Origin of the sequence: Cellulomonas cellasea (assembly GCF_006538745.1) — a bacterium.
GTDB lineage: Bacteria > Actinomycetota > Actinomycetes > Actinomycetales > Cellulomonadaceae > Cellulomonas_A > Cellulomonas_A cellasea.
In genome coordinates this window covers 89,298-115,788 of sequence record NZ_BJLR01000018.1, presented here as the reverse complement: position 1 = coordinate 115,788, position 26,491 = coordinate 89,298, and the positions used below count along the sequence as shown (strand labels likewise).

Below are 26,491 nucleotides of genomic sequence, written 5' to 3'. Positions count from 1 at the left end.
AAACGACGCGGCCCCCGGGTTGAGTCCGGCGACCGCGTCGTTGGTCGAGCGTCGTGCGTCGTGCGTGCTGCGTCGCCCGTCCTGCGTCGCGCGCGCCCGGTCACACGTCGTGCCCCAGGCCTGCCGGCGTCAGAGCGCCAGGATCTCTCGCACCTCCGCGTCGACCTCCGCGAGGCATGCGGCGCGCGCGTCGGCGGCCGTGCGCGCGGCCCGTGCCACCTTGGCGAGCCCCCGGCAGGCGTCGAGCGAGTGCCGGCTGAGGGCGAACCGGACGCCGGGCACGGCGGCGGGCGACATCGACAGGCTCGTGACGCCCATGCCGGTGAGGACGAGCGCCATGAGGGGGTCGGCCGCCGACTCCCCGCAGACGCCCACGGGCTTGCCGGCGGCGGTGCCGGCTGCGGCGGCGGTCGCCACGAGGTCGAGCACGGCGGGCTGCCACGGGTCGAGGAGGTCGACGAGCTCACCGAGCAGGCGGTCGGTCGCCATCGTGTACTGCGCGAGGTCGTTGGTGCCGATCGAGATGAAGTCGACCTCCGCGAGCAGGTCGGCGGCCCGCAGCGCGGCGGACGGGACCTCGACCATGACGCCGACGGTGCGCACGCCCGCGTCCCGGGCGAGGGCCGCGAACTGCGCGGCCTCCTCGACGGTCGCGACCATGGGCGCCATGACCCACGGCTCGCCGCCGGTGGCCTCGGCCGCACGGGCGATGGCCCGCAGCTGGGTGCGCAGCAGGCCCTCGTCGGCCCGGACGAGCCGGAAGCCGCGGACGCCGAGCGCCGGGTTCTCCTCGCCGTCGCGGGTGACGAACGCGAGCGGCTTGTCGGCGCCGGCGTCGAGCGTGCGGATGACGACCTTGCGGCCCTCGAGGCCGGTGAGCGCGCGGGCGTACTGCTCGGCCTGCTCGTCCTCGGTAGGCGCGGTGGTCCGACCGAGGTAGAGGACCTCGGTGCGGAACAGGCCGACGCCCTCGACGGCCGCTCCGGTGAGCCGCTCGGCGTCCTCGGCGGTGCCGATGTTGGCGAGCAGCGCGACGCCGTGCCCGTCGGACGTGCTGCCCGCGTCGGTGGTCTCGGCGAGCGTCGCCAGGCCGCGCCGGCGCACCTCGACGCGGGCGCGGACGTCGTCGTCGGGGTCGACGACGATCGTGCCGGCCGCCGCGTCGACCGCGACGACGGTGCCGTCGGTCAGCGTGGAGGCGCCGACGACGCGCACGACGCACGGGATGCCGAGCTGCCCGGCGATGATCGCGGTGTGACCCGTCGGGCCGCCGCGCTCGATGACGATGGCGAGCACCTTGTCGAGCTCGAGGGCCGCGGTGTCGGCGGGCGAGAGGTCGTCGGCGACGACGACCGCGGGCTCGGTGAGTGCCGGGACGCCGGGCTCGGGCTGGCCGGTGAGCAGCGCGAGGACGCGGTCGCGCACGCTGAGCAGGTCCGTGACGCGCTCGGCGAGGTAGCCGCCGGCCTGCGTGAACAGGTCGACGAACTCGGCGACGGCCCGGTCCACGGCGAACGGCGCGGACTGCCCGGCGTCGATCCGCACAGCGACCTGGTCGGTCAGCTCGGTGTCGCGGGCCATCGCGGCGGTCGCCGTGAGGACGTTCGCGACGGTTCCGCTCGACCGCTCCGCGCGGGCCTCGAGCGTGTCGGCGACGGACGCGAACGCCGCGACGACGGACGCCGTGGCGGCCGCGCGGTCCTCCTCGGCCGGTGCCGACGCGTCGACCGTCGGCGCGGGGTGGGCGCGCGCGACCGGGCCGACCACCGCGCCGCGCCCGACGCCGGCCCCCCGCAGCGTGGTCACTCCGCCACCGCGTCCAGGTCGGACGCGAGCATCGCCGCGAGCTGGTCGAGCGCCGCGTCGGCGCCGTCGCCCTCGGCGGTCAGCGTGACCTCCTCGCCGAACTTCGCGCCGAGCGTCATGACGCGCAGGATGCTCGACGCGTCGACGGGCGTGCCGCCGTTCTTGGCGATGAGCACCTTGGTGCCGGTCGCGGCAGCGGCGGCCGTGAAGAGCTTCGCGGGCCGGGCATGCAGGCCGACCTTCGATCCGATGGTGACGGTGCGCTGGGACATCAGGGAGTTCCTTCCGGGTGACGCCGCAACGGTGCGGCGAACGGGTGCGGCGAACGGGTGCGGCGAACGGGTGCGGCGAACGAGTGCGGCGAACCGGTGCGGGTCGGTCACAGCTCCTTGAGCGCGACGTTCGGCGGGGGCGACTCGACGACGCGCACCTCGTCGAGGCGCACGTCAGCCGGGGTCGGCACGGCGGTGCCGGGGAGCAGGACGGCGGCGCGTCCCCAGGCGACGGCGGTCGCGAGCCGGACCTGCGGCTCCTCGTCGACCGCGGAGAGGAAGCCCGCGAGGGTCGCGTCGCCGGCGCCCACCGTGGACGCGGGCACGAGCGGCGGGCCGCCGGCCCACCACACGGACGTCGCGTCGACGAGCAGCGCCCCGTGCGCCCCGAGGCTCACGAGCACCTGCCGCGTGCCGCGGTCCACGACGGACCGGGCGGCGTCGACCACGTCGCCGACGACGACCATGTCGCGGCCGACGAGGGCGCCGAGCTCCTCGTCGTTGGGCTTGACCACGTCGAGCCCGCCGGCGTCGACCGCCGCGACGAGCGGCTCGCCCGAGGTGTCGAGCGCGCACGGCACCCCGTGCCGACCCGCGAGCGCCGAGAGCCGCACGAAGAAGTCGGCCCCGGCCCCGGCGGGGAGGCTCCCGGCACCGACCACGAGCCGCGCGCCCGCGGCGACCTCGGCCTCGACCGCGTCGAGCAGCGCCGTGACGTCGTCGGGCCCGAGCGCCGGGCCGGGGGCGTTGACCTTGGTCGTGACGCCCGTCCGCTCGACGAGCGTGATGTTCGAGCGCGTCTCCCCGGTCACCGGCACGGCGTGCGCGGGGACACCCTGCTCCTCGAGCAGCCGGACCAGGAGCTCACCGTCGGGACCGCCGGCGGGCAGGACGGCCCGGGTCGGGTACCCGTGGGCGACGAGCGCCCGGGACACGTTGATGCCCTTGCCGCCCGCGTGCACGTGGGTGTCGTGCGCCCGGTTGACCTCACCCACCGCGAGCTGGTCGAGGTCCAGCGCACGGTCGACGCTGGGGTTGGGGGTGACCGTGACGATCATCGGTGTCTCCTGGCTGCTGTCGGCGTTCGGCGGGTCGGGGCGACGGCCCTCGGTGGTGTTGTGCGCACCACCGAGGGCCGCGTCCTCACTCCTCGTTCACCTGCTGGAGGACGGCGTACAGCTCGGCGGCCGTCGGCGCGTCGAGCACGCGCTGCACCTGCTCCATGTCGGCGAAGACCAGGGCGATCTTCGACAGGATCTCCAGGTGCTCGTCCCCCACCCCGGCGATGCCGACGACGACGCGGACGGGTTCGCCGTCCCAGTCGACCGGCTCGTCGTAGCGCACGAGGCACAGCGCCGAGCGCGTGATGGCGCCCTTCGCCTCCTCGGTGCCGTGCGGGATGGCGAGGAAGTTGCCCATGTACGTGGACATCGACCGCTCGCGCTCGAGCATCGCGTCGACGTACGCCGGCTCGACGGCGCCGGCCCGGACCAGGACCGCGCCCGCCTCCCGGACGGCGTCGGTCTTGGTGGCCGCGGACGCCGCGAGGACGACGTCCCCGGGCGCGAGGATCTCCGTCATGCCTTCGCCCCCTCGCTGTCGACGGCGAGCTCGCGCACGATGTCGTCGTACACGGGGCTCGAGAGGAAGTTCTCGACCGAGACGTGCCGCGCCGTCGGAGCGTGACCCCGGGCCCGGTCGGTGAGCTCGCGGTGCGTGATCACGAGGTCGGCGGAGTCGTCGAGCTTGGCGACCGCGCGGTTGACCACGGTGATGTCGGTGCGGCCGGCCTTCTTGAGCTTGTCGCGCAGGATGCTCGCGCCCATCGCCGAGGAGCCCATGCCCGCGTCGCACGCGAACACGATGGAGTGGACGGTCCGAGCGGGGTCGGCCGCGGTGGCCGACGTCGCGCCGGTGGAACCGGCGAGCGCGCCGAGCGCCGAGCTCGACTTGCCCTTGTTGGCCTCGGTCTGCGCGATGGCCGCCGCGAGCCGGTCCGCGTCGTCGCCCTTCGCGAGGTCACGTGCCCGCGAGGCGCGCAGGATGACCGCCGCGATCACGAACGTCACGGCGAACGAGAAGAGGACGGAGGCCGTGACCCCGAGGTAGGAGTCACGCGAGGTGTTGGCGAACACCGCGATGATCGACCCCGGTGCAGCGGGGGCCGTGAGGCCGCTGCCGAACGCCGCGTTGGTCGCGACGCCGGTGGCCCCGCCCGCGATGGCCGCGATGATGAGCGCCGGCTTCATGAGGACGAACGGGAAGTACACCTCGTGGATGCCGCCGAAGAACTGGATGAGCGCGGCGCCGGGGGCGCTGCTCCTGGCGGCACCGATGCCGAAGAACGTGTACGCCAAGAGGATGCCCAGGCCCGGGCCGGGGTTGGCCTCGACGAGGAAGAGCAGCGACTTGCCGCTCTCCACGACCTGCTGCGCGCCGAGCGGGACGAGTGCGCCGTTGCCGATCGCGTTGTTGAGGAACAGCACCTTGGCGGGCTCGACGATGATGCTCATGACCGGCAGGAGGCCGCGGTCCGCGAGCCAGCCGACCTGCTCCCCGAGCCAGGTCGAGACGTTGGTGATGATCGGCGCGAAGCCGAAGAACGCCAGCACGGCCATCGCCGCGGCCGCGATGCCCGCAGAGAACATGCTGACGAGCATCTCGAAGCCCGCCTTGATCTTGCCCTCCCAGAGGGCGTCGATCTTCTTCATGACCCAGGCCGAGAGCGGGCCGACGATCATCGCGCCGAGGAACATCGGGATGGTGCTGCCGGTGATCATGCCGACGGCGACGATCGAGCCGACCACGGCACCGCGCTCGCCGTAGACGACGCGCCCGCCGGCGTTCGCGATGAGGAGCGGCAGCAGGTAGGTGATCATCGGGCCGACGAGGCCCAGGTACTGGCGGAACGTCGTGCCGTCCTCGGCCTCGACGAGCTGCGTCGCCGCGCCCTGCCAGCTGCCGGTGTCGGCATTGCCGTAGCCACCGAGGATCTCGTTGGGCCACCAGCCCACGGCGATGAACAGGCTGGTGATGAAGCCCCAGGCCAGGAAGGCCGGGAGGTTGGGCATGATCATGCTGCTGGCGAAGGCGCCGAACTTCTGGAGCTTGACCTGGATGGCCTTGCCCCGGGTGGCGGTGCCGGCGGCCGGTGCCGTCGTAGCGGACACGGGCTCACACTCCCATCGTGGTGGTGCGCGTCCGGGCGTCGGTGCCCGGGTGGCGCTGATCGTCGTTGACCTGGTTCTTCGCCCCTGCGACCGGCCCGCCGGGTGGCGGGCCGGGTCCTCGTCAGCCGCCGGCCGGTGGGTGGTGGCCGGCGTCGTGCGTCACGGCTCGACCGTGACCTTGATCCCCGCGCCGGACCGCACGATCTCGATGCCCTCGACGATCTGGTCGAGCGGCAGGCGGTGGGTGATGAGGTCGGCGACGGGCACGCTGCCGTCGGCGATGTAGGCGAGCGCCTGGCGGTTGTGCGCCGGGCTGGAGCCGTTGGCGCCCACGATCGTGAGCTCCTTGTAGTGCACGAGGTTCGAGTCGAGCGTGATCGTCGGCTTGTCCTTGGGCAGCCCGCCGAAGAAGCTGATGCGGCCCTGCGGCGCGAGCATGAGCAGCCCCTGCTCCTGTGCGGCGCCCGACGCGGCGGCGGTGATGACGACCGTCGCGCCCTTGCCGTCGAAGAACGCCTTGACGGCCTCGATCGGGTCCTCCTCCGCCGAGCACACGGCCAGGTCGGGGTTCACGACGGCCGAGGCGAGGTCGAGGCGCGACCGGCTCAGCTCGACGAGGACGACGCGCTTGGCGCCGCGGGCCCGGGCGAGGCGCACGTGCAGGCAGCCGATCGGGCCGGAGCCGACGACGACGACGTCGTCGCCCTCGTGCACGTCGACGATCTCCTGGGCGTTGATCGCGCAGGCGAACGGCTCGGCGACGCTGGCCTCGGCGAACGAGACGTTCTCGGGGATCCGGTTGAGGCCGTCGACCGCGAGGACCTCCTTGGGGACGATCGTGTACGGCGCGAAGCCGCCCTCGAAGTCGTAGCCCATCGAGACCTGGTTCGGGCAGATCGTCATGGCGCCCGCGGTGCAGAAGTCGCAGGTGCCGCACGGGATCGCGGCGATGACCTGGACGCGGTCGCCCGGGACCCAGCCGTCGACGCCCTCGCCGACCTCGACGACCTCGCCCGCGATCTCGTGGCCCATGATGCGCGGGGGCACGATCCGCTGGTGGCCGGCGGTCGAGATCTTGACGTCGGTGCCGCACATCGAGCAGGCGCGCACACGGAGCTTGACCTCGCCGGGCCCGACCTGGGGCTCCGGGGCGTCCTCGAGGCGGACGTCGCCGGGGGCGTAGAAGCGGAAGACGTTCATCGTTCTCCTTCGTGTGACGTCGGGGGACGTCGGGGTGGGGTCGGTCGCCGGGGGCGCCGCCGGACCGGTGGCGGCGCTCATGCGCGCACCACCCGCGGGCCGGCGGCCTCGATCTCCTCGGCGAGGTCGGGCTCGAGCTGGGAGTCGGTGATGAGGGTGTCGACCGCAGAGAGCGGTGCGACCTGGGCGAAGTCGACGCGGCCGAACTTCGTGTGGTCCGTGAGGACGACGGTGCGGCGCGCGGCGGCCACGAGCGCGCGCTTGACGCGGGCCTCGACGAGGTCCGGGGTCGTGAGCCCGCGCTCGGTCGTGATGCCGTTGGTGCCGAGGAACGCGACGTCGGCGTAGACGTCGGCCATGGCGCTCTCGGCCCACGGGCCGACGGCGGCGAGGGTGCGTCCGCGGACGGTCCCGCCCAGCAGGTGCAGCGTGATGTTGGGGCGCGTGGCGAGGAGCATCGCGACGGGCAGGCTGTGCGTGACGACGGTCAGCTCGCGCTCGGTGGGCAGCATCTCGGCGAGGCGGATGGTCGTGGTGCCGGCGTCGAGGATGATCGAGCCGCCGTCGGGCAGCTCGTCGAGCGCGGCCTTGGCGATCCGCTCCTTCTGGCCGGCCATGCGGGCCTCGCGGTCGGCGACGGCGGGCTCGATGCCGAGGCGCTCGACGGGGATCGCGCCGCCGTGCACCCGGCGCAGCAGGCCCCGGCGCTCGAGCGCGGTCAGGTCGCGGCGCACCGTCTCCGGCGTGACGTCCAGCGCGTCGGCGAGGTCCTTGACCTCCGCGCGGCCGTCACGGCGTGCCCAGGCCAGGATCTCCTGCTGACGCTCCGTCGCGTACACGAGTGCCCCTCACCGCGCTGTGGGATGGTCCGTTTCCGCCGGATCCATCTGTGTAAGGGCTTGTCTAGTTCCGTTTCAGCCTGAAGTCAACATTCCGAAGGCTCCGTTTGGGCTTGGACATGTCCGGATGTGTGGTTTCACGCCTATGCGGACCGTGCGGGCGGGACGAAGGACCCACGAACGCCGTCCGCGGCGCGGACGTAGGCTCGGGGCGTGACCGTGCTCGTCGACCCGCCCATGTGGCCGCAGCACGGCCGCCTCTGGGGCCACCTCGTGAGCGACACGTCGCTCGAGGAGCTGCACGCGTTCGCCGAGCGCGCCGGCATCCCGCGCCGCGGGTTCGACCGCGACCACTACGACATCCCCGACGAGCGCTACGACGAGCTCGTCGCGCTCGGCGCCGAGCCCGTGGGGCCGCAGGAGCTCGTCCGGCGGCTGCGCGCGTCCGGCCTGCGCGTCACCGCACGCGAGCGCCGCGGCTGACCCGCGGCGGGCGTCACGGCGTCGGCGCGGCGCTCCCGACCGGGGTCCGGCTCGCGAGGTAGGCCGGCCAGCTCACGTGCTCGGTGATGTCCTGCCCGGCCGACGCGGCGTCGAGCGCGCAGCCGAAGCCGACGACCCACGTGCCGTCGTCGAGCTCGACCGGCCCGAGGAGCATCGGCGCGGGCAGCGTCGCGAGCAGGCGCCCGAGGCCCGCGAACGACACGAGCCACGCCTCCCCGGCGATCGACGCGCCCTCCCCCGGACCCGCGCGGACGAGCCCGGGCTTCGGCGGGACGGTGTCGAGGGCGGCGAGGCGGTAGGCGTCGGACGTCGCGACCCCCCGGACGAACCGCGCGCCGAGCTCGTGGAGCTGGCCGTTGAGCGGCTGCCCGCGCAGGTGCGCGCCGAACACGGCGACCTCGACGCCGGTGTCCACGACCAGCCCGTCGCCGGCTCGACCCGGGGACCCGACCGCCACCGACACCCCGGGGCCTGAGTCCGCCTGCGCGTCGAGCACCCGCGCCGCGAGGTCGAGCGCGAGCTGGTCGTCGAACGCGCGGGCCAGCACCGTGACCCCGAACGGCCCGCCGTCGGCCTCGCCCGCGGGCACCGCCACGGCCGCGAGGTCGAGCAGGTTGACGAAGTTCGTGTACGTCCCGAGGCGCCGGTTGATCCCGACGGGGTCGGCCTGCACCGCGGCGATCGTCGGGTGCTCGGTCGTCGTGGGCAGCAGCAGGAGGTCGGAGCCCGCGAGGGTCGCGAGCGCGTCCGCGCGGGCGCGGTCGAGGGCCTCCCGGTCGTGCACGTACGCGGCGGCGAGCACCTCGCGTCCGCCGAGCACGATGCGGGCCACCACGGGGTCGACGCCCGGGTCGCCCGCCGCGTGCGCGCGCTCGAGGAACTCCCCCACGGCGGCGTACCGCTCGGCGACGATCGCGCCGTCGTACAGCAGCCGGGCGGCCTCGAGCATCGGGGACACGTCGACCTCGACGACGCGCGCCCCGGTGCGCCGGACGGCGTCGACCGCCTCCGCGAACGCGGCCCGCCACCCGGCGGACAGCGGGGTCAGGTCGGCCGGGCGGGGGACGGCCACGACCGGGTCCGGCCGCAGCCCGAGGCGCACGTCGGCGGGCCACACCCGTCCGGTGGGGTCGGCGGCGTCGGGGCCGACCATGAGGCGCGTCGCGAGCGCACCCAGGCCGAGGTCGCGCGTGAACGTCGTGACCACGTCGTAGGACCGGCACGCGGGGACGACGCCCGCGGTCGGGACGAGGCCGAGCGTCGTCTTGATCCCGACGATGCCGTGGAACGCCGCCGGGACCCGGCCCGAGCCGGCGGTGTCGGTGCCGATCGCGACGTCCGCGACGCCCAGCGCGACGGCGACGGCCGACCCCGAGCTCGACCCGCCCGAGACCCGCTCGGGCAGCGTCGCGTGCCGCACGGCGCCGTACGGCGAGCGGGTGCCGACGAGGCCGGTCGCGAACTGGTCGAGGTTGGTCTTGCCGAGCACGACGGCCCCGGCGTCGACGAGCCGCTGGACGGCGGGGGCGGTCCGGGTCGCGGGCGCGACGCCGTACGACGGGCACCCCGCGGTCGTCGGGAGGCCCGCGACGTCGACGTTGTCCTTGACCGCGAGCGTCGTCCCGGCGAGCGGCAGGTCCTCCCCGGCGCGGACGCGGGCGTCGACCTCGGCCGCCGCGGCGAGCGCCTCCGCCTCGGGCCGCAGGGCGATCCACACCTCAGGGCGGTCGACCTCGTCGATCCGCCGGTACGCCGCACGGACCCGCTCGACGGCGCTCACGCCCCCACCTCCACCACGACGAGCGGCGCACCGGGGGCGACGTGCTGCCCCGGTTCGACGAGCACCTGCCGGACGCGTCCCGTGACCGGCGCGTCGACCGCGAGCTCGAGCTTCATGGCCTCGAGCGCGACGAGCGGGTCGCCGGCGTGCACCTGCTCGCCCGCGCGCACCTCGACGCGCCACACGCTCCCGACCATGGGCGCCTCGACGAGGACGCAGCCGTCGGGCACCGCGAACGCCGGGCCGCCCGCCGCCCCGCCCGGCGCGTGCGCCCCCCCGGCCTCGTCCGCGGGCTCCTCGACCGCGAACTCCCCCGCGGCCTCCCACGCGGCGCGCTCGGCGGCGAACGCCTCCGCCTGCCGGGCCTGGAACTCGGCGATCGAGTCGTGCTCGGCCGCGAGCATCGCGAGGTGCTCGGCGTAGGAGAACGTGCCGTGCTCGACCTCGACGTCGAGCCGCCCGGCGGCGAACGCGGCGCGCTGCTCGAGCAGCTCCTCGGGGCCGACCGGGTGCCACACGATGCGGTCGAAGAACCGCAGCAGCCACGGCGTGCCCGGCTCGAAGACCCCGCGCTGGCGGTGCCCCGACCAGATGGGCACCGTGCGCCCGACGAGCTGGTAGCCGCCCGGGGAGTCCATGCCGTAGACGCACAGGTACGTGCCGCCGAGCCCGACGGTGTCCGCCGCGGTCCACGTGCGCGCCGGGTTGTACTTCGTGGTCATGAGCCGGTGGCGCGGGTCGAGCGGCACCGCGAGCGGCGCCCCGAGGTAGACGTCCCCGAGGCCCAGCACGAGGTACTCCGCGTCGAACATGGTCCGGTGCACGTCGTCGGCCGAGCGCAGGCCGTTGACGCGGCGGACGAACTCGATGTTCGACGGCAGCCACGGCGCCTCCGCCCGCACCCCGGCGGCGTACCGGGACGTGGCCTCGGCGATGACCGGGTCGTCGAACGACATCGGCAGGTGGATGCGCCGGCTGGGCACGACGAGGTCCGCCGTGGGCGGCAGCGTCGCCTCGAGCTCCGCGAGCACCGCGACGAGCGCGCGCACGCCGAGCACGTCCGGGTCGACGTGCACGTGCAGGCTCCGCACGCCGGGCGTGATGTCGACGACCCCGGCGAGCCCGGCGTCGGTGCGCGCCCGGAGCGCCTCGCCCAGCGCGTGCACGCGCAGCCGCAGCCCGAGGTCGAGCGTCATCGGGCCGTACTCGACGAGCACGTTGTCGTCCGCGCCGCGCAGGTAGACGACCTCCGGGCGGCCGAGCGGGTCGGCCGGGTCGCCGGCGATCCGGTGCAGCACGCCGTCGTCGCCGTCGGGCCCGGTCGCGAGCGCGGCGCCGGCGGCCGCGGTTCCCGGCCCGTCGGGCGCTGCGCCCGCCTCCGCGCCGATGCGGTCGAGCCCGCGCAGCGCGTCGGACCTCCGCAGCGCGTCCGCGGTCCCCTCGGGCACCGGGACGAGCCGCACGGTGTCGCCGGGCCGGATCTGGCCCATCTTCCAGCGGTGCCCGGCGACCACGGTGACCGGGCACGCGAAGCCGCCGAGGCTCGGGCCGTCGGGCCCGAGCAGGATCGGGGTGTCGCCGCTGACGTTCAGCGCGCCGACCGAGTACGGGTTGTCGTGCAGGTTCGACGGGTGCAGGCCGGCCTCGCCGCCGTCGGGCCGCGCCCACTGCGGCTTCGGGCCGGTGAGCCGGATGCCGGTGCGGTTCGCGTGCGTCTGCACCTGCCACGTCGCGGCGTAGAGCATCGCCATGTCCTCGGGCGTGAAGTACGACGGCGCGGGCTGCGGGCCCTCCTGCACCGCGACGTGCCACTCGTGCACGAGCTCGGGCCGCAGCTCCGCGGCGACGGCCACCGCGGCCGGCGCGTCGTCGGCCACGGCCGCGGGGACCAGGACGTCGCCGACGACGAGCGCGCGGCCGGTGTACCCGCCGAAGCCGCCGAGCGAGAACGTCGACGCCGAGCCGAGGTACAGCGGCACGTCGAGCCCGCCGCGCAGCAGCACGTACGTCCGCAGGCCCGCGCCGTGCGGCGCGCCGACGTCGAGCACCGCGCCCGCGGGGACGGTCACGGGCTCCCACTGCGGGACGGGCTCGCCGTCGACCGTCACCGGCGCGGGCGCGCCCGTCACGCACACGACCGCCTCGTGGCTGAACCGCAGGCGCGGGCCGGTCAGCGTGCACTCGAGCCCCGGCGCGCCCTCGGGGTTGCCGAGCGCGCGGTTGCCGAGCCGGAACGACAGGTCGTCCATGGGGCCCGACGGGGAGATGCCGACGTCCCAGTGCCCGAGCCGCCCGGGCCAGTCCTGCACCGTCGTCATGACCCCGCCGCGCAGGACCTCGACGTGCGGCTCGTCGTCGGTGACACCCGCGAGCGTCGCGGTGGTGTGCGTCGCCGCGACGACCTCGGGGACGGCGACGGCGGCCCGCAGCAGCGGCAGGTTCGTCTGCACGCCCGTCACGCGGGTCCCGGCGAGCGCGTCGGCGGCGGCCACGAGCGCGGCGTCCCGGTCCGCGCCGTGCACGATCACCTTGGCGAGCATCGGGTCGTAGTGGGTCGTGACCTCCTGCCCGGTCTCGGCCCACGCGTCGACGCGCACGCCCGCGGGGTACCGGACGTCGGTGAGCAACCCGGCGCTGGGCCGGTAGTCGTGCCGCGGGTCCTCGGCGTACACCCGGGCCTCGACGGCGTGCCCGCGCAGCTCCGGGCCGGTCTCCGGCAGCGCCGCGAGCTCGTCGCGGAAGTCGGCGTCGCCCTGCGCGAGCCGCAGCATCCAGGCCACGAGGTCGACGCCGGTGACCTCCTCGGTCACGGGGTGCTCGACCTGGAGGCGCGTGTTGACCTCGAGGAACGAGACGTCGCCCCGGTCGACGTCGTACACGTACTCGACCGTGCCGGCCGAGCGGTACCCGACCGACGCGGTGAGCGCCCGCGCCGAGGACTGCATGCGCATCCGCACGTCGTCGGGCAGGTTCGGCGCCGGGGCCTCCTCGAGCACCTTCTGGTGCCGGCGCTGGAGCGAGCAGTCGCGGTCGCCGAGGCTCACGACGCGCCCGTCCCCGTCGCCGAAGACCTGGACCTCAAGGTGCCGGGCCCGCGCGACGAACCGTTCGAGGAAGACCCCGGCGCTGCCGAAGTTGGCCGCGGCGATGCGCTGCACCTTCTCGTAGGCGCCCGCGAGCCCGGTCGCGTCCGCGCATGCCTGCATCCCGATGCCCCCGCCACCGCCCACGGCCTTGAGCATCACGGGGTACCCGACGGCGTCGGCCGCGGCGAGCGCGTCCGGCAGGGACCCGAGCAGCCCGCTGCCCGGCACGAGCGGCACCCCGGCCGCCTCGGCCGCGACGCGCGCCCGGTGCTTGTCGCCGAACACGTGCAGGTGCGCCGGGGTCGGGCCGACGAACGCGAGCCCGGCGGCCTCGACCTCGGCGGCGAAGACCTCGTTCTCGGACAGGAACCCGTAGCCGGGGTGGATCGCGCCGGCGCCGGTGGTCAGCGCGGCGTCGAGCACGAGCTCGGAGCGCAGGTAGCTCTCGGCCGCGGGGGCGGGCCCGAGGCGCACCGCGACGTCGGCCATGCGGACGTGGGGGGCCGCGGCGTCGGCGTCGGAGTACACCGCGACCGTCTTGAGGCCGAGTCCCTTCGCCGTGCGCAGGATGCGGCAGGCGATCTCGCCTCGGTTGGCGACGAGCAGCGTCTCGAACACGGGGGCTCCCACGGGCGTGAGGGGCGGTCGGGCGGTGGGCCGCCGGGTCCGGGTCCCGAGCCGTCCGGCCCGGGTCGTCGTGGCGCTCCACCGCCGGATGCGGAGGTGTATACACGTCCGTATCCGCTCTCGAACCGTAGGGAGGCGGTGTTTCCCGCAGCGGGTGCGGGCGTAAACGCTGAGTTACGCGAGCGCCCTGCGCGCGCCCCGGCGGGGCCGTCAGCCCGCGAGCGCCATCCGCGTCATCGCGCTCGTCGCGCGCTCCATGACGACCTCGAGCGACTCCCCCACGTGCTTGTGCAGCGCGGTCAGCGCCGCCGCGAGGTCCCGTGCCAGCACGAGGTCGAGGATCTCGATGTGCTCGTCGATCGTCGTGACGATGCGCCCGGTCTCGACGAAGTCGTGCATGCGGACCGCGCGGATCTTCTGGTTGACGGTCACGAGCGCGTCGGTCAGCTGGGCGTTGCCCGACGAGCGGGACAGCGCCAGGTGGAAGCCTTCGTCGAGCAGCACGAACGCCGGGTCGGGCTCGGGCGGGGTGTCGCGCAGCTCCTGCCAGCGGGCCAGCTCGGCGCGGACCTGGTCCTCGTCGTGGCGCACGCCCGGGTTCTCGATCGCCCGGGCGATGCCGCGCAGCTCGAGCGTGACGCGCAGCTCGTAGAGGTTGCGCAGGTCCTCGAGGCTCGGCACGACGACCGCGTAGCCGTAGTCGGTGCGCTCGACGAGCCCGTCAGACAGCAGCCGGGACAGCGCCTCGCGGACCGGGGTGCGCGAGACCTCGAACGCCTTGCCGAGCTTGGGCTCGGTGAGGCGCTCGCGCGGGGAGACGCGGCCGTTGAGGATGTCGTCGCGCAGGCGCTCGTAGACCACGTCCCGCAGCGACCGCGACGCGCCCGCCGACACCGTCGCGGTGCCCGGGTCCACGTCAGCGCTCATACCCACGGAGCGTATCCCTCCCGGCGGGGCGTCCCGGGCGCCCCCCTCGGCGTCGGGCCGCTTCCGGCGCTCGCCCGCGCGCCCGGTGTCAGAGCGCCATCGCGGCACGGACCTGCGCCTCCTGCTCGATGCCGCCCTCGCCGGACGCCACGACCCGTCCGGACTCGAGCACCGCGAAGTGCGACGCCGCCCCGAGGGCGAACCCGACGTGCTGCTCGACGAGCAGGACCGCGAGCCCGCCCGCCGCGGTGAGCGCGAGGACCGCGTCCTCGATCTCGGCGACGACCGACGGCTGGATGCCCTCGGTCGGCTCGTCGAGCACGAGCACCCTCGGGCCGGTGATGAGGGCCCGGGCGATCGCGAGCTGCTGGCGCTGACCGCCCGAGAGCAGCCCCGCGCGCCGCCCGAGCAGGCCGCGCAGCGCCGGGAACAGGTCGAGCGCCTCGTCGGTGCGCCGGCCGCCTGCGGCGCCCTGGCCGTCGGCGACGAGCTGGAGGTTCTCCCGCGCGGTGAGCTGCCCGAACGACTGCTGCCCCTGCGGCACGTACGCGAGCCCGCGCCGGACCCGCTCGTGCGGGCGCAGCCGCGTGACGTCCTCGCCCGCGAGCCGGACCGTCCCCGCCCGGACGGGGAGCAGGCCGACGGCCGCGCGCAGCAGCGTCGTCTTGCCCGCGCCGTTGTGGCCCATCACGGCGGCGATCCCGCCGTCCGGCACCCGCACGTCGACGCCGTGGACGACGGACGTGCGCCCGTACCCGACGTGCACCCCCTCGAGCTCGAGCATCACCGCTCCTTCCGTCCGCTGCCCAGGTACACCTCGACGACGCGCGGGTCCGCCTGGACCTGCGCGACCGTCCCCTCGCTCAGCACGCGGCCCTGGTGCAGCACCGTGACCGACGACGCGAACGAGCGCAGGAACTCCATGTCGTGCTCGACGACGACGACCGTCCGCTGCGCGCCGATCCGCTGCAGCAGCAGGCCGGTCTGCTCACGCTCGGCGTGGCTCATCCCCGCGACGGGCTCGTCGAGCAGGAGCAGCCGCGAGTCCTGCACCAGGAGCATCCCGATCTCGAGCCACTGCTTCTGCCCGTGCGCGAGCACGCCCGCGGGCGCGTCCCGCAGCGCGGTGAGCCCGACCGTCTCGAGCGCCTGCTCGACGACCTCGGGGACCGCCGACCGGCGCCGCAGGAGCGTGCGGGCCTTCCGCCGGGACCCTGCGGCGATGTCGAGGTTCTGCAGGACGCTGAGCTCGTCGAAGACGCTCGCGGTCTGGAAGGTGCGCCCGACGCCGGCCCGGGCGACGCGGTGCGACGCCTTGCCGAGCAGCTCGACGCCGCCGAACCGGACCGAGCCGCTCGCGCGGGCGAGGCCGGTGATCGCGTCGACGATCGTGGTCTTGCCGGCGCCGTTCGGCCCGATGAGGAACCGCAGGTCGCCCTGGGTGACCGTGAGGTCGACCCCGTCGACGGCCACGAAGCCGTCGAACTCGACGCGCAGGCCCCGGACCTCGAGGTAGTCGTGCCGGAACCGGTCGCCGGGCCCCGCGAGCACCTGCTCGAGCGCGTCGGGGTCGAGCACCTGCTCCGGCTGGGGGATGTCGGTCATGGGGTGCTCCCGGACGTGACGGTCTCGGACGGCGTGGTGGGTGCCTGCGCCGCGCGCGCCGGGACCTCGTCGGGCACGTCGTCCCGCTCCGCCCGGCCGGCGCGCCACCGCCGCCGAACGCCCCCGAGCGACGCGAGGCCACCCGGCAGGAACGCGACGACGACGATGAACAGCGCGCCCTGGAAGTAGGTCCAGAACGACGGGAACTGCTCCGACAGCGAGGTCTGCGCCCACGAGACGGCGAGCGCCCCGAGCACGGGCCCGAGCAGCGTCGCGCGGCCGCCGATCGCGACGCCGACGAGGAAACCGATGGACGGCACGACGCCGACGTCCGCGGGCGAGATGATCCCGACGATCGGCACGAACAGCGCCCCGCCGATCCCCGCGAACGCCGCCGCGACCGCGTACGCGACGACCTTGACGGCCGCGGGGTCGTAGCCGAGGAACCGGACGCGGTTCTCCTGGTCGCGCACCGCGACGAGCAGCTCGCCGAAGCGCGAGCGCATCAGGAGGCGCACGATCGCGACCATCGCGAGCAGCGTCCCGGCGGCGATGAGGTACAGCATCTCCTTGTTCACCGGGTCGGCGAGGTCGTACCCGAAGAACGACCGGAACCCGTTGAGCCCGTTCGTCCCGCCGGTGACCTTCTGCTGCCCGACGAGCAGGATCGCGAACGCCGCCGCGAGCGCCTGCGACAGGATCGCGAAGTACGCCCCGCGCACGCGCCGCGTGAACACCGCGAACCCGAGCGCCGAGGCCAGCGCGACCGGCACGAGCACGATCGCGACGACCGTGACGACCGGGCTGCGCAGCGGCTCCCACCAGCCCGGCACGGTCCCGTCGCCGTAGAGCAGCATGAAGTCGGGCACCCCGCCCGGCCCGGCGTCGGCGAGCTTGAGGTGCATGGCCATGAGGTAGCCGCCGAGCCCGAAGTAGACGCCCTGGCCCAGCGTGAGCATCCCGCCGCGCCCCCACGCGAGCCCGATGCCGACCGCGACCATCGCGAGGCAGCAGAACTTGGCGAGCAGCCCGAGCCGGAAGTCGGAGAGCAGCGCGGGCGCGACGCCGAACAGCGCGACCGCGGCGACGGCGAACCCGGCGAGGGTGCGGACGCGCTCGCCGGTCAGCAGCCGGCCCACCGCACCGCCGCGGCGCTCCGCGGTCCCCGCCGGGCTCACGCGAGGCTCCGCGTGCGCAGCGACACGAGCCCCTGCGGCCGCACCTGGAGGAACGCGACGATGACGACGAACAGCAGCACCTTGGCGATGCTCGCGGTCGTCGAGTACTCGAACGTCGCCTGCAGCAGCCCGAGCGAGAACGCCGCGATCACGGTCCCCTTGAGCTGCCCGATGCCGCCCGCGACCACGACGAGGAACGCGTCGACGATGTAGGCCGTGCCGAGCGTCGGGCCGATCGACCCGAGCAGCGTGAGCGCGACGCCCGCGACCCCGGCGATCCCGGAGCCGACGAAGAACGTGAGCCGGTCCGTCGCGCGCGTCGAGATGCCCGACGTCTCCGCGAGGTCGCGGTTCTGCACGGTCGCGCGGATCCGACGACCGAGCGGCGTGAGCTTGAGGACGAGCGCCAGCGCGGTCACGCACACGACCGCGACCAGCAGGATGAACAGCCGCGTCCGGGGCACCCCGAGCCCGAACAGCTCGACCGCCCCGGACAGCCACGCCGGCGCCCGGACGTCGACGTTCGGCGCGCCGAAGATGTCGCGCGCCGCCTGCTGGAGCACGAGCGCGACGCCCCACGTGACGAGCAGCGTGTCGAGCGGCCGCCGGTACATCCGCGAGACGAGCGTGACCTCGAGCACGAGCCCGAGCAGCCCGCCGACGAGGAAGCCGACGACGAGCGAGACGAGCAGCGAGACCCCGGCGTCCGCGATCAGGCTCTGCACGACGTACGCGGTGTACGCGCCCGCCATCATGAACTCCCCGTGCGCCATGTTGATGACGCCCATCTGACCGAACGTGAGCGCGAGCCCGAGCGCCGCGAGCAGCAGCACCGACCCGAGGCTCAGCCCGGCGAAGAGCTGCGAGAACAGGGCATCCATCCCGGCCCCCTTCCGTGCGGGCCCCGCCGGCGGCCGGCGCTCCGGGCGAGGGAGCGCCGGCCGGCGTGCGGGGCGGGCTGGTCGTGCCGCGTCGGTCGTCCGCCGGTGGCGGTGGCGCGGCCCGCTGGTCAGGTCAGGACAGGCCCTCGGCCCAGTCGTAGCCCTCGAGGAACGGGTCGGGCTCGATCGCCTCGTCCGAGCTCCACTCGGTGTAGATGAGGCCGTCGGCGCCGATCTTGCCGATGAGCGCCGTCTTGGCGATGTGGTGGTTCTCGCCGTTCACGGTCACGGTGCCCTCGGGCGCCTCGAACGTGACGCCGTCGGCCGCGTCCTGCACCGCCGCGACGTCGAACGACTCGGCCTTCTCGACCATGCCCTTCCACAGGTAGAGCGACGTGTACGCGGCCTCCATCGGGTCGGACGTCACGCGGTCCTCCCCGTACTTGGCCTTGAACGCCTCCACGAACGTGGTGTTCGCGGGGCTCTCGACCGTCTGGTAGTAGTTCCACGCCGTGAGCTGGCCCTCGATGTTCTCGACGCCGATGCCGCCGACCTCCTCCTCGGCGATCGAGACCGAGACGACCGGGGTCGTGTCGACCCCGAGGCCGACGTTCTTGTACTCCTTGAAGAACGCCACGTTGGAGTCGCCGTTGAGCGTGTTGAACACCGCGTCGGCGCCCGACGCCTTGAGCTTGTTGACGATCGTCGAGAAGTCGGTGTGCCCGAGCGGCGCGTACTCCTCGCCGACGATCTCGATGCCGTTCGCCTCGGCGTAGGCGTTGATGATCTTGTTCGCCGTCCGCGGGAACACGTAGTCGGAGCCGACGAGGAAGACCTTCGTCTTGCCCTGCTCCTTGAGGTAGTCCATGCCCGGGACGATCTGCTGGTTCGTCGTCGCGCCCGTGTAGAAGATGTTCGGCGACGCCTCCAGGCCCTCGTACTGCACCGGGTAGAACAGCAGCGCGTCCTTGCTCTCGAACACCGGGAGCATCGCCTTGCGCGACGACGAGGTCCAGCCGCCGAACACCGCGGCGACGCAGTCGGACGAGACGAGCTTCTCGGCCTTCTCCGCGAAGACCGTCGGCTCCGAGGCGCCGTCCTCGCCGACGACCTCGAGCTGCTTGCCGAGCACCCCGCCGTCCGCGTTGATCTCCTCGGCGGCGAGGTCGAGCGCGTCGCGGACGGTCTGCTCCGAGATCGCCATGGTGCCCGACAGCGAGTTGAGGAAGCCGATCTTCACGGAGTCGCCCGACGTGTCGACGCACGAGGCGGCCGCGTCGCCGGACGAGGTGCTGCCACCGGAGGACCCGGCGTCGGTGCGCGCTCCGCCGCAGCCGGTGAGGCCGAGCGCGACGGCGAGTGCCGCCACGGGGAGAGCGAGTGCGCGCGTGCGTGATGTGGTCAACGGGGTGCCTTTCGCTGCGGTTCGCGGGAGGGGTTCGCTCCCCTGGCTCCGGGCCGCAGGACCGCGTGACACCGCACTGTGTCCCGCTGTGTATACATCCCTGTGCCCATGACCGAGGACGCTAGGGACCGGGTGTTTCCACGGGGCACGCGCAGCCGTGAACGGTGTGTTTCGCCTCGGTCTCGATCCGCCTCACCCGCGGCGAGCCCGGACGCACGAACGGCGACGGGCCGGCCACCCGAAGGTGACCGGCCCGTCGCCGTGTGCTGTCAGCGGCTCATCGCCGCCGGGTGAGGCTCAGCGGATCAGAACCCGCCGCCGAAGTCCTCGCCGCCACCGCCGGCCGGAGCAGCGTGCTTCTCCGGCTTGTCGGCCACGACGGCCTCGGTGGTGAGGAACAGCGCCGCGATCGACGCCGCGTTCTGCAGCGCGGAGCGCGTGACCTTGACCGGGTCGTTGACGCCCGCGAGGAGCAGGTCCTCGTAGGTGTTCGTCGCGGCGTTCAGGCCGTGACCCGTCGGGAGGTTGCGCACCTTCTCGGCGACGACGCCACCCTCGAGGCCCGCGTTGATCGCGATCTGCTTGAGCGGCGCGTCCAGCGCGATGCGGACGATGTTCGCACCGGTCGCCTCGTCACCCTCGAGCTTGAGGCCCTCGAACGCGAGCTTGCCGGCCTGGATGAGCGCGACGCCACCACCGGCGACGATGCCCTCCTCGACGGCGGCCTTCGCGTTGCGGACGGCGTCCTCGATGCGGTGCTTGCGCTCCTTGAGCTCGACCTCGGTCGCCGCGCCGGCCTTGATGACGGCCACGCCGCCGGCCAGCTTCGCGAGGCGCTCCTGGAGCTTCTCGCGGTCGTAGTCCGAGTCCGAGTTCTCGATCTCGGCGCGGATCTGGGACACGCGGCCCGCGATCTGCGACGCGTCGCCCGAGCCCTCGACGATCGTGGTCTCGTCCTTCGTCACGACGATCTTGCGCGCCGTGCCGAGGACCTCGAGGCCCACCGTGTCGAGCTTGAGGCCGACGGTCTCCGAGACGACCTGACCGCCCGTGAGGATGGCCATGTCCTGCAGCATCGCCTTGCGGCGGTCGCCGAAGCCGGGCGCCTTGACGGCGATCGACTTGAACGTGCCACGGATCTTGTTGACGACGAGCGTGGCCAGGGCCTCGCCCTCGACGTCCTCGGCGACGATGAACAGCGGCTTGCCCGACTGGATGACCTTCTCCAGCAGCGGCAGCAGGTCCTTGACGTTCGAGATCTTCGACTCGACGAGCAGCACGTAGGCGTCCTCGAGGACGGCCTCCTGGCGCTCGGGGTCCGTGACCATGTACGCCGACAGGTAGCCCTTGTCGAAGCGCATGCCCTCGGTCAGCTCGAGCTCGAGGCCCAGCGCGCTGGACTCCTCGACCGTGATGACGCCTTCCTTGCCGACCTTGTCGAGCGCCTCGGCGATGAGCTCGCCGATCGCCGTGTCGCCGGCCGAGATCGAGGCGGTCGCGGCGATCTGCTCCTTCGTCTCGACCTCCTTGGCCTGCGAGAGGAGCTGGGCCGTGACGGCCTCGACGGCGGCCTCGATGCCCTTCTTCAGGGCGATCGGGTTGGCGCCGGCGGCGACGTTGCGCAGGCCCTCGCGCACGAGCGCCTGGGCGAGCACGGTGGCGGTCGTGGTGCCGTCACCCGCGACGTCGTCCGTCTTCTTGGCGACCTCCTTGACGAGCTCGGCACCGATCTTCTCGAACGGGTCCTCGAGCTCGATCTCCTTGGCGATGGAGACGCCGTCGTTCGTGATCGTGGGGGCACCCCACTTCTTGTCGAGGACGACGTTGCGGCCCTTCGGGCCGAGCGTGACCTTGACGGTGTCGGCGAGGACGTTGAGTCCGCGCTCGATACCGCGACGGGCCTCCTCGTTGAAGGCAATGATCTTGGCCATGGGGCGGTGATCCTTCACTGTGCTCGTGGGTGGCCGGTCGGTGCCCGCGACGGACGGCCCACCTCGCGCGGTCATGTCCCGTGCGGCGTGGACCTCACCGGTCGGCCGGTTGATCCTGTCACTCTCCACCGGAGAGTGCTAAGTCAATGGTTAGCACTCGACCCCGGAGAGTGCAAGACGCAACCCGCCGCCCTGGGGACGCGCACGCACCTCCGGGCAGCCCTGGACCACCCGGTCGCGCGGGTCCGCGGGCGCGCGCGGCGGCCCGCGTCAGGACTGGTAGTCGGCCTCGAGGACGACCGCGATGCCGGCGGCCGCCTCGGTCGCCGACGGCAGCACCTGGGTGATGCCGAGGGCCTGCGCGACCGCGTCCGCCGTCGCCTTCTGCGCCTCGCCGGCGTAGAAGACGGTCGTGCCGTTGACGCCCGCACCGGTGTGGTTGCCCGTGTCGACGTTGGTGAACCCGGCGCCCGTGAGCTTCTCGGCCGTCTCGCCCGCGAGGCCCGCGACCTTGGCGGCGTTGAACACCGTGACCGCCGTCGCGAGGTCCGGCTCGGGGGCCGCAGGCTCGGTCGCGGGGGGCTCCGCAGCGCCGCCGTCCGCGGGGTCGGTGGGCGCGGCACCGTCGTCCGGGGCGGCGTCGCCCTCGCCCTCGGTCGCGCCGTCCCCGCCGTCGTCGCCCGCCGTCGTGCCGCTGCCGAGACCGGCGGGCAGCGTGACGTCCGAGTTCGCGAGGTAGAGCAGGACGCCCGCACCGAGCCCGGCGAACACGACGAGCACGACCGCGAACGGCAGCAGCGCCCGCCACCGTGAGCGGGGAGCACGGTGCACGCCGCGGGGGCCGTCGAGGTCCTCCGCAGCGTCGAACTCGTCCTCGGGGTACGGGTAGCTGCCCTTGCTCACGGCGGACAGGCTAACGGCTGAGGCTGGGCGCAGAGGCCGGATCACCCGCGTGCCGCCCGAAAGGTGCGATCAGCACCGGGTCGAGCGCACGGGTCCCGGGGCCTCGGCTCAGGAGTCGCCGCCGAGGCGGCGGGCCGTGCGGGCGCGCTGGCGCGTCGAGCGCATCCGTCGCAGGCGCTTGATGAGCATCGGGTCGTGCGCGAGGGCGGCCGGGGAGTCGATGAGGCTGTTGAGCACCTGGTAGTACCGGGTCGCCGACATGTCGAACAGCTCCCGGATCGCCTGCTCCTTGGCGCCCGCGTACTTCCACCACTGGCGCTCGAACGCGAGGACCTGCTGGTCGCGCTCGGACAGGCCGGCGGCCTCGGCGTCGTGCGCGGTCGTGGCGGCGGTCTCGGGGGTCTCCTGCGCCGAGGAGCCCGTCAGCGTGGCGGCATCCATCGCGTCCTCCGGGGGGGCTCAGGCTCCGCATGGGGAGGGCTGGGGGCGGGCTGGGGGTGCTTCGTGAACCTCGCCATCGTAGGCGCGAATGACACGCGTGTCATTCAGCACCCCCGCCCGCGGACCCGCTCCTGCGGCGCTTCACCCGGACCCGCGCGCGCTCGGTACCCTCGCCCCCGTGAACCCCGCTCCCCTGGACCAGCTCGTCGCACCCGACTGGGCGCAGGCGCTCGCCCCCGTCGAGCCGCAGCTGCGCGCGGCCGGCGACTTCCTGCGCGCCGAGGTCGCCGCGGGGCGCGGGTACCTGCCCGACGGGCCCTCGGTGCTGCGCGCGTTCCAGCGCCCGCTCGCGGACGTGCGCGTGCTCGTCGTCGGCCAGGACCCGTACCCGACGCCCGGGCACGCGATGGGGCTGTCGTTCTCGGTGCAGCCCGACGTGCGCCCCGTGCCGCGCTCGCTCGCCAACATCTTCACCGAGCTCGTGGCGGACGTCGGCGCCGCTCCCCCGACGTCCGGCGACCTCACGCCGTGGGCAGACCAGGGCGTCATGCTGCTCAACCGGGTCCTCACCGTGCGGCCGGGCGCACCGGCGTCGCACCGCGGGAAGGGCTGGGAGGCCGTGACCGACCGGGCCATCGAGGCGCTGGTCGAGCGCGGCGGACCGCTCGTCGCGGTGCTGTGGGGGCGCGACGCGCAGTCGCTGCGCGGCGCCCTCGGGAGCGTCCCGCGCGTCGAGAGCGTGCACCCGAGCCCGCTGTCCGCGCACCGCGGCTTCCTCGGGTCGCGCCCGTTCTCGACCGTCAACGCGCTGCTCGTCGAGCAGGGGGCCGAGCCCGTCGACTGGTCCCTGCACTGAGCGCGGGCGCGGGACGACGAGCGGCGGCGGGCGCGGCACCGGCCTCGACCGCGCGCCGGCCGACGGGTCGGGCGGCGGGGCCCGCGACGGGACGGGCGGACCTGGACGCGTCGGTGGCCGGCGGCACAATGGGACGGTGAGCACCCCCGCGCAGAGCACCTCACCCGCCACCCCCACCGCCGTCGCTCCCGTCCCCTGGCGGAGCTACGTCGCGATCGGCGACTCGTTCACCGAGGGCCTGTGGGACCAGCCCGCACCCGACGGCGAGTGCCGCGGCTGGGCGGACGTGCTCGCGCTCCACCTGTCGACCCGCCGCACGGCCGCGGGCGACGACCCGCTCGTGTACGCGAACCTCGCGATCCGCGGCCGGCTGCTGCGCCCGATCCTCGCCGAGCAGCTGCCCGAGGCGCTCGCGATGCAGCCGGACCTCGTGAGCCTCGTCGGCGGCGGCAACGACATCCTGCGCCCGCAGGCCGACGTCGACGCGCTCGCCCGCTCGCTCGAGGACGCCGTCGTGCGGATCCGGGCCACGGGCGCGGACGTGCTGCTCTCGACGGGCGTCGACGCCGCCGACAGCCCCATCGTGCGCCGCACCCGCGGACGCGTCGGGATCTACAACACGCACGTGTGGTCGATCGCGCGGCGCCACGGCGGGCACGTGCTTGACCTGTGGGGCATGCGCTCGCTCAAGGACTGGCGCATGTGGGCCCCGGACCGCATCCACCTGACCTCCGACGGCCACGCCCGGGTCGCGCAGGCCGCGCTCGTCGGGCTCGGGCTCGCGCCCGACGACGCCGCGTGGGACGACCCGCTCGCGCCGCTGCCCTCGCCGCCACGCCTGCAGAAGGCCCGCGAGGACGCGCAGTGGCTGCGCGAGCACGTCTACCCGTGGGCGACGCGGCGGCTGCGCGGGCGCTCGTCGGGCGACGCGCGCGCGGCGAAGCGGCCGCACCTCGAGCCCGTCGAGCAGCGGGGCGAGCAGGCCGGCTGACCTCGGGGCGCGGCGACGCCCGCCTACGGCGCGTCGCGCAGCACGGCGGAGACCCCCGCGACCGCCGAGGCGGGGACCGCCGGGTCGAGCGGCCCGCCCACGCGCACGCCTGGCGACCCAGGTGTGGTCCGCACCTCGGCGAGCGTCGAGCCGTCGTCGGCGGTCAGGGCCACCCACAGCTCGCGGTCCGCGCACGACGCGGGGAGTCCCGAGACGCGCACGCCCGAGACGGCGTACCCGCCGAGCGCGGGCTCGAGGACGACGTCGTAGGAGACGTCGAGGGGCGCGCCGGCGCACGCGTCGGCCAGGCCGAGCCGCGCGGCGGCGGACGGGAGCAGGCCCGCGGCAGGCGGCAGCAGCCCCGCGGCGGGCGCGAGCACGCCGGAGCCGGACATGACCGCGACGACGACAGCCGTCACGACGCTCCACCGCATCATCCCCATGGGCACCCGCTTCCTGCGCACGCCGTGGTCGATCCTTCGACCTGTCCCTCTGATCGACCGGGGGCCGGCGCAGATGACGCGCGCGCGGGTGTGCCACCCGATCGGCGCACGTCACCCGCGCGGGCGGGGGGCCGGGACGGGTCAGGGGCAGGTGAGCAGGCTGCCGGTGCCCCGGGTCTGGCCGGAGACCTCGAGGCGGTCGCTGCGGCCGGCGTGGACCGTGCCGTACGAGCCCCACGCGGTCGTCCCGCGCACGGTCACCGTGCGCGGCGTCGCGGCACATCCGCTCGTCGAGACCAGCACGAGGCCGCCCTGGACGTCGGAGAACGCGGAGGCGACGAACGGGAACTGCGCGCCGTCCGACAGGTCGAACGTGAGCTCCCACGTCACGGGCGTGCGCGACGGCGTCGTGACCTCGAAGCGCCGCTGGTAGTTCCCCGCCCAGTCGGCCGAGCCGCCCGGGAGCAGCGTCGCGGTGCAGGTCGCGGCCGGGTCCGCCGGGACACGGCACGCCACGCCGGGCGAGCTCGCCGACCACGCGGTGCGCAGCCCCCACGTCGAGACGGTCAGCGCGACGCCGCTCGCCGCGCGCACCTCGTAGGCGGGCACGCGCACGGTTGCCGTCGTGCCGGACGACGGGAGCGTCCCCGTGGTGTCGGTGGCCGCGAGCGCCGCCTGGACCCCGTGCACCCGCAGCGCGAACGGCCGGCCGAGGCACGCCGGCGGCAGGCCGGTCAGCACGACCTCCTGCGAGGTGCCGTTGTCGACGGCCCCGGGGCGCACCGCGAGCGGCGTGGTCGTGCAGCGGTCGGCGGCGACGAACGCCGTCAGCGAGCCCGCGCGCAGGGGGACGCCGGCCGCCTGCGCGACCGAGAGCCCGGCGCCGAGCACCACGAGCAGCCCGCACACCGCCACGGCCAGCGCACGCCGCGCGGCGCACCCGGGCTCGGCCGTCAGTCGCGCGGCGCACCCGGGCCGAGCCGGGAGTCTCACGGCGCACCCGGGCCCGGGCGGGAGTCGAGGCGCGGCAGCGTGAGGAGGACGGCGAGGCCGCGAGCGTCGTCGGGCTCGTCGTCGGGCACCGGCTCGTCGCGCCCGGGCCACAGCAGCAGCGCGCCGCCGAGCACGAGCACCGACGCCCACGTGAGCGGGGAGAGCAGCACCGCGGCGACCGTCCCCGCGTGCGGGACGTGCACGCGGGCGATGCCCTGCACCTCCTCGCCGCGCGGCGACCACGGGTCGGTGAAGTCGTTGTTGTCGCCCTGCATGCGCCAGCCCGACTCCGCGTCGCCGCCCACGACCCGGTGGATGACCCGCCCGCCGTTCTCCCCGGCGGGCCGGTACACCACGACGTCCCCGACCCGCGGCTCGCCGCAGCGCGAGACGACGAGGTCGCCGGTCACGTACGTGGGCTCCATCGAGTGCCCGGAGACGATGGTCACGGTCGTGCAGCCGCCGAGGGTCGACGGCCACACGAGCCACGCCAGCGCGGCCACGGTGGCGAGCACCGCGGCGTCCCGCAGCACGCCGGACAGCCGACGGGCGCGGGGCTCGTCGGCTGCCTGGGTGCGCGCACGGGGCGTGCGCGCGGGCTGCGTGCGGATGGGGGCTCCTGACGGATCCGGGCGGACGGGTGGTCACCGGCC

24 protein-coding genes are annotated in these 26,491 nt (G+C 74.6%); 3 read left to right on the top strand and 21 right to left on the bottom strand.

The annotated features are described in order from the left end of the window. Window positions 1-129 precede the first annotated feature (129 nt). The 7 genes from ptsP to CCE01nite_RS10655 all read right to left on the bottom strand — a co-directional run bounded on the left by ptsP (window position 130) and on the right by CCE01nite_RS10655 (window position 7,287). Window positions 130-1,806, bottom strand: coding sequence for a phosphoenolpyruvate--protein phosphotransferase (gene ptsP, locus CCE01nite_RS10685; protein ID WP_034629144.1), 1,677 nt, complete (start codon window positions 1,804-1,806; stop codon window positions 130-132). Next, complete coding sequence (locus tag CCE01nite_RS10680) at window positions 1,803-2,078, bottom strand: HPr family phosphocarrier protein (RefSeq protein ID WP_034629146.1); 276 nt, start codon at window positions 2,076-2,078, stop codon at window positions 1,803-1,805. The genes ptsP and CCE01nite_RS10680 overlap by 4 nt, the downstream gene beginning before the upstream one ends. A gap of 107 nt (window positions 2,079-2,185) precedes the next feature. Beyond that, window positions 2,186-3,136 (bottom strand): 1-phosphofructokinase, encoded by a 951-nt coding sequence (gene pfkB / locus CCE01nite_RS10675; RefSeq protein ID WP_034629148.1) that lies wholly within the window; start codon window positions 3,134-3,136, stop codon window positions 2,186-2,188. 85 nt (window positions 3,137-3,221) lie between these two features. Further along, on the bottom strand, window positions 3,222-3,659 hold the full coding sequence (locus CCE01nite_RS10670; protein ID WP_034629151.1) for a PTS mannitol transporter subunit IIA: 438 nt from the start codon (window positions 3,657-3,659) through the stop codon (window positions 3,222-3,224). Next, window positions 3,656-5,155, bottom strand: a complete 1,500-nt coding sequence (locus CCE01nite_RS10665) for a PTS mannitol transporter subunit IIBC (RefSeq protein WP_084142650.1) — start codon at window positions 5,153-5,155, stop codon at window positions 3,656-3,658. Before CCE01nite_RS10665 ends, CCE01nite_RS10670 begins: the two co-directional genes overlap by 4 nt. Before the next feature lie 252 nt (window positions 5,156-5,407). Continuing rightward, the gene (locus CCE01nite_RS10660) at window positions 5,408-6,448 is read right to left on the bottom strand and encodes a zinc-dependent dehydrogenase (RefSeq protein WP_034629157.1); all 1,041 of its coding nucleotides are present in this window, start codon (window positions 6,446-6,448) and stop codon (window positions 5,408-5,410) included. A gap of 77 nt (window positions 6,449-6,525) precedes the next feature. Continuing rightward, on the bottom strand, window positions 6,526-7,287 hold the full coding sequence (locus CCE01nite_RS10655) for a DeoR/GlpR family DNA-binding transcription regulator (protein WP_034629160.1): 762 nt from the start codon (window positions 7,285-7,287) through the stop codon (window positions 6,526-6,528). 213 nt (window positions 7,288-7,500) lie between these two features. On the opposite strand from CCE01nite_RS10655, the gene CCE01nite_RS10650 reads away from it, so the two are divergent. Next, window positions 7,501-7,770 carry a DUF4031 domain-containing protein gene (locus CCE01nite_RS10650; protein ID WP_034629165.1) on the top strand — a complete coding sequence of 90 codons (270 nt, stop codon included), beginning with the start codon at window positions 7,501-7,503 and terminating at the stop codon, window positions 7,768-7,770. 13 nt (window positions 7,771-7,783) lie between these two features. Here CCE01nite_RS10650 and atzF read toward each other — a convergent pair whose 3' ends face one another. The 11 genes from atzF to napA all read right to left on the bottom strand — a co-directional run bounded on the left by atzF (window position 7,784) and on the right by napA (window position 22,555). Continuing rightward, window positions 7,784-9,571, bottom strand: a complete 1,788-nt coding sequence (gene atzF, locus CCE01nite_RS10645; RefSeq protein WP_034629170.1) for an allophanate hydrolase — start codon at window positions 9,569-9,571, stop codon at window positions 7,784-7,786. Beyond that, window positions 9,568-13,275 carry an urea carboxylase gene (gene uca / locus CCE01nite_RS10640; protein WP_034629175.1) on the bottom strand — a complete coding sequence of 1,236 codons (3,708 nt, stop codon included), beginning with the start codon at window positions 13,273-13,275 and terminating at the stop codon, window positions 9,568-9,570. Before uca ends, atzF begins: the two co-directional genes overlap by 4 nt. 219 nt (window positions 13,276-13,494) lie before the next feature. Further along, window positions 13,495-14,211, bottom strand: coding sequence for a GntR family transcriptional regulator (locus CCE01nite_RS10635; RefSeq protein WP_034629180.1), 717 nt, complete (start codon window positions 14,209-14,211; stop codon window positions 13,495-13,497). A gap of 88 nt (window positions 14,212-14,299) precedes the next feature. After that, window positions 14,300-14,995 (bottom strand): urea ABC transporter ATP-binding subunit UrtE, encoded by a 696-nt coding sequence (urtE, locus tag CCE01nite_RS10630; RefSeq protein WP_034629186.1) that lies wholly within the window; start codon window positions 14,993-14,995, stop codon window positions 14,300-14,302. Beyond that, window positions 14,995-15,816 carry an urea ABC transporter ATP-binding protein UrtD gene (urtD, locus tag CCE01nite_RS10625; protein WP_084142645.1) on the bottom strand — a complete coding sequence of 274 codons (822 nt, stop codon included), beginning with the start codon at window positions 15,814-15,816 and terminating at the stop codon, window positions 14,995-14,997. The genes urtE and urtD overlap by 1 nt, the downstream gene beginning before the upstream one ends. Further along, complete coding sequence (gene urtC, locus CCE01nite_RS10620) at window positions 15,813-16,994, bottom strand: urea ABC transporter permease subunit UrtC (protein ID WP_084142646.1); 1,182 nt, start codon at window positions 16,992-16,994, stop codon at window positions 15,813-15,815. Before urtC ends, urtD begins: the two co-directional genes overlap by 4 nt. Beyond that, window positions 16,991-17,875, bottom strand: coding sequence for an urea ABC transporter permease subunit UrtB (gene urtB / locus CCE01nite_RS10615; RefSeq protein WP_034629190.1), 885 nt, complete (start codon window positions 17,873-17,875; stop codon window positions 16,991-16,993). The genes urtC and urtB overlap by 4 nt, the downstream gene beginning before the upstream one ends. A 133-nt stretch (window positions 17,876-18,008) precedes the next feature. Further along, a complete protein-coding gene (gene urtA, locus CCE01nite_RS10610) occupies window positions 18,009-19,244 on the bottom strand; it encodes an urea ABC transporter substrate-binding protein (protein WP_246056438.1) in 1,236 nt (411 codons plus the stop codon). A 341-nt stretch (window positions 19,245-19,585) separates the two neighbouring features. After that, on the bottom strand, window positions 19,586-21,211 hold the full coding sequence (gene groL / locus CCE01nite_RS10605) for a chaperonin GroEL (RefSeq protein WP_034629198.1): 1,626 nt from the start codon (window positions 21,209-21,211) through the stop codon (window positions 19,586-19,588). A gap of 270 nt (window positions 21,212-21,481) precedes the next feature. Further along, window positions 21,482-22,114 carry a LytR C-terminal domain-containing protein gene (locus CCE01nite_RS10600; protein WP_034629201.1) on the bottom strand — a complete coding sequence of 211 codons (633 nt, stop codon included), beginning with the start codon at window positions 22,112-22,114 and terminating at the stop codon, window positions 21,482-21,484. Window positions 22,115-22,222: 108 nt separating this feature from the next. Continuing rightward, entirely contained in the window at window positions 22,223-22,555 is a 333-nt protein-coding gene (gene napA / locus CCE01nite_RS10595) for a nucleoid-associated protein NapA (protein ID WP_034629204.1), read from the bottom strand. Window positions 22,556-22,733: 178 nt separating this feature from the next. Between napA and CCE01nite_RS10590 the strand changes: the two genes are divergently transcribed. Both CCE01nite_RS10590 and CCE01nite_RS10585 read left to right on the top strand, forming a co-directional pair. Continuing rightward, the gene (locus CCE01nite_RS10590) at window positions 22,734-23,411 is read left to right on the top strand and encodes a uracil-DNA glycosylase (protein WP_034629208.1); all 678 of its coding nucleotides are present in this window, start codon (window positions 22,734-22,736) and stop codon (window positions 23,409-23,411) included. A gap of 136 nt (window positions 23,412-23,547) precedes the next feature. Continuing rightward, window positions 23,548-24,402 carry an SGNH/GDSL hydrolase family protein gene (locus CCE01nite_RS10585; protein WP_034629211.1) on the top strand — a complete coding sequence of 285 codons (855 nt, stop codon included), beginning with the start codon at window positions 23,548-23,550 and terminating at the stop codon, window positions 24,400-24,402. A 23-nt stretch (window positions 24,403-24,425) separates the two neighbouring features. Here CCE01nite_RS10585 and CCE01nite_RS10580 read toward each other — a convergent pair whose 3' ends face one another. From CCE01nite_RS10580 to CCE01nite_RS10570, 3 genes are all read right to left on the bottom strand, one after another. Then, window positions 24,426-24,845, bottom strand: coding sequence for a hypothetical protein (locus CCE01nite_RS10580; protein ID WP_034629214.1), 420 nt, complete (start codon window positions 24,843-24,845; stop codon window positions 24,426-24,428). A 141-nt stretch (window positions 24,846-24,986) separates the two neighbouring features. Then, window positions 24,987-25,838 carry a hypothetical protein gene (locus tag CCE01nite_RS10575; protein ID WP_141372326.1) on the bottom strand — a complete coding sequence of 284 codons (852 nt, stop codon included), beginning with the start codon at window positions 25,836-25,838 and terminating at the stop codon, window positions 24,987-24,989. Beyond that, window positions 25,835-26,371: a signal peptidase I gene (locus tag CCE01nite_RS10570; protein WP_034629221.1), complete on the bottom strand. Its 537-nt coding sequence runs from the start codon at window positions 26,369-26,371 to the stop codon at window positions 25,835-25,837. The genes CCE01nite_RS10575 and CCE01nite_RS10570 overlap by 4 nt, the downstream gene beginning before the upstream one ends. Window positions 26,372-26,491: the final 120 nt, after the last annotated feature.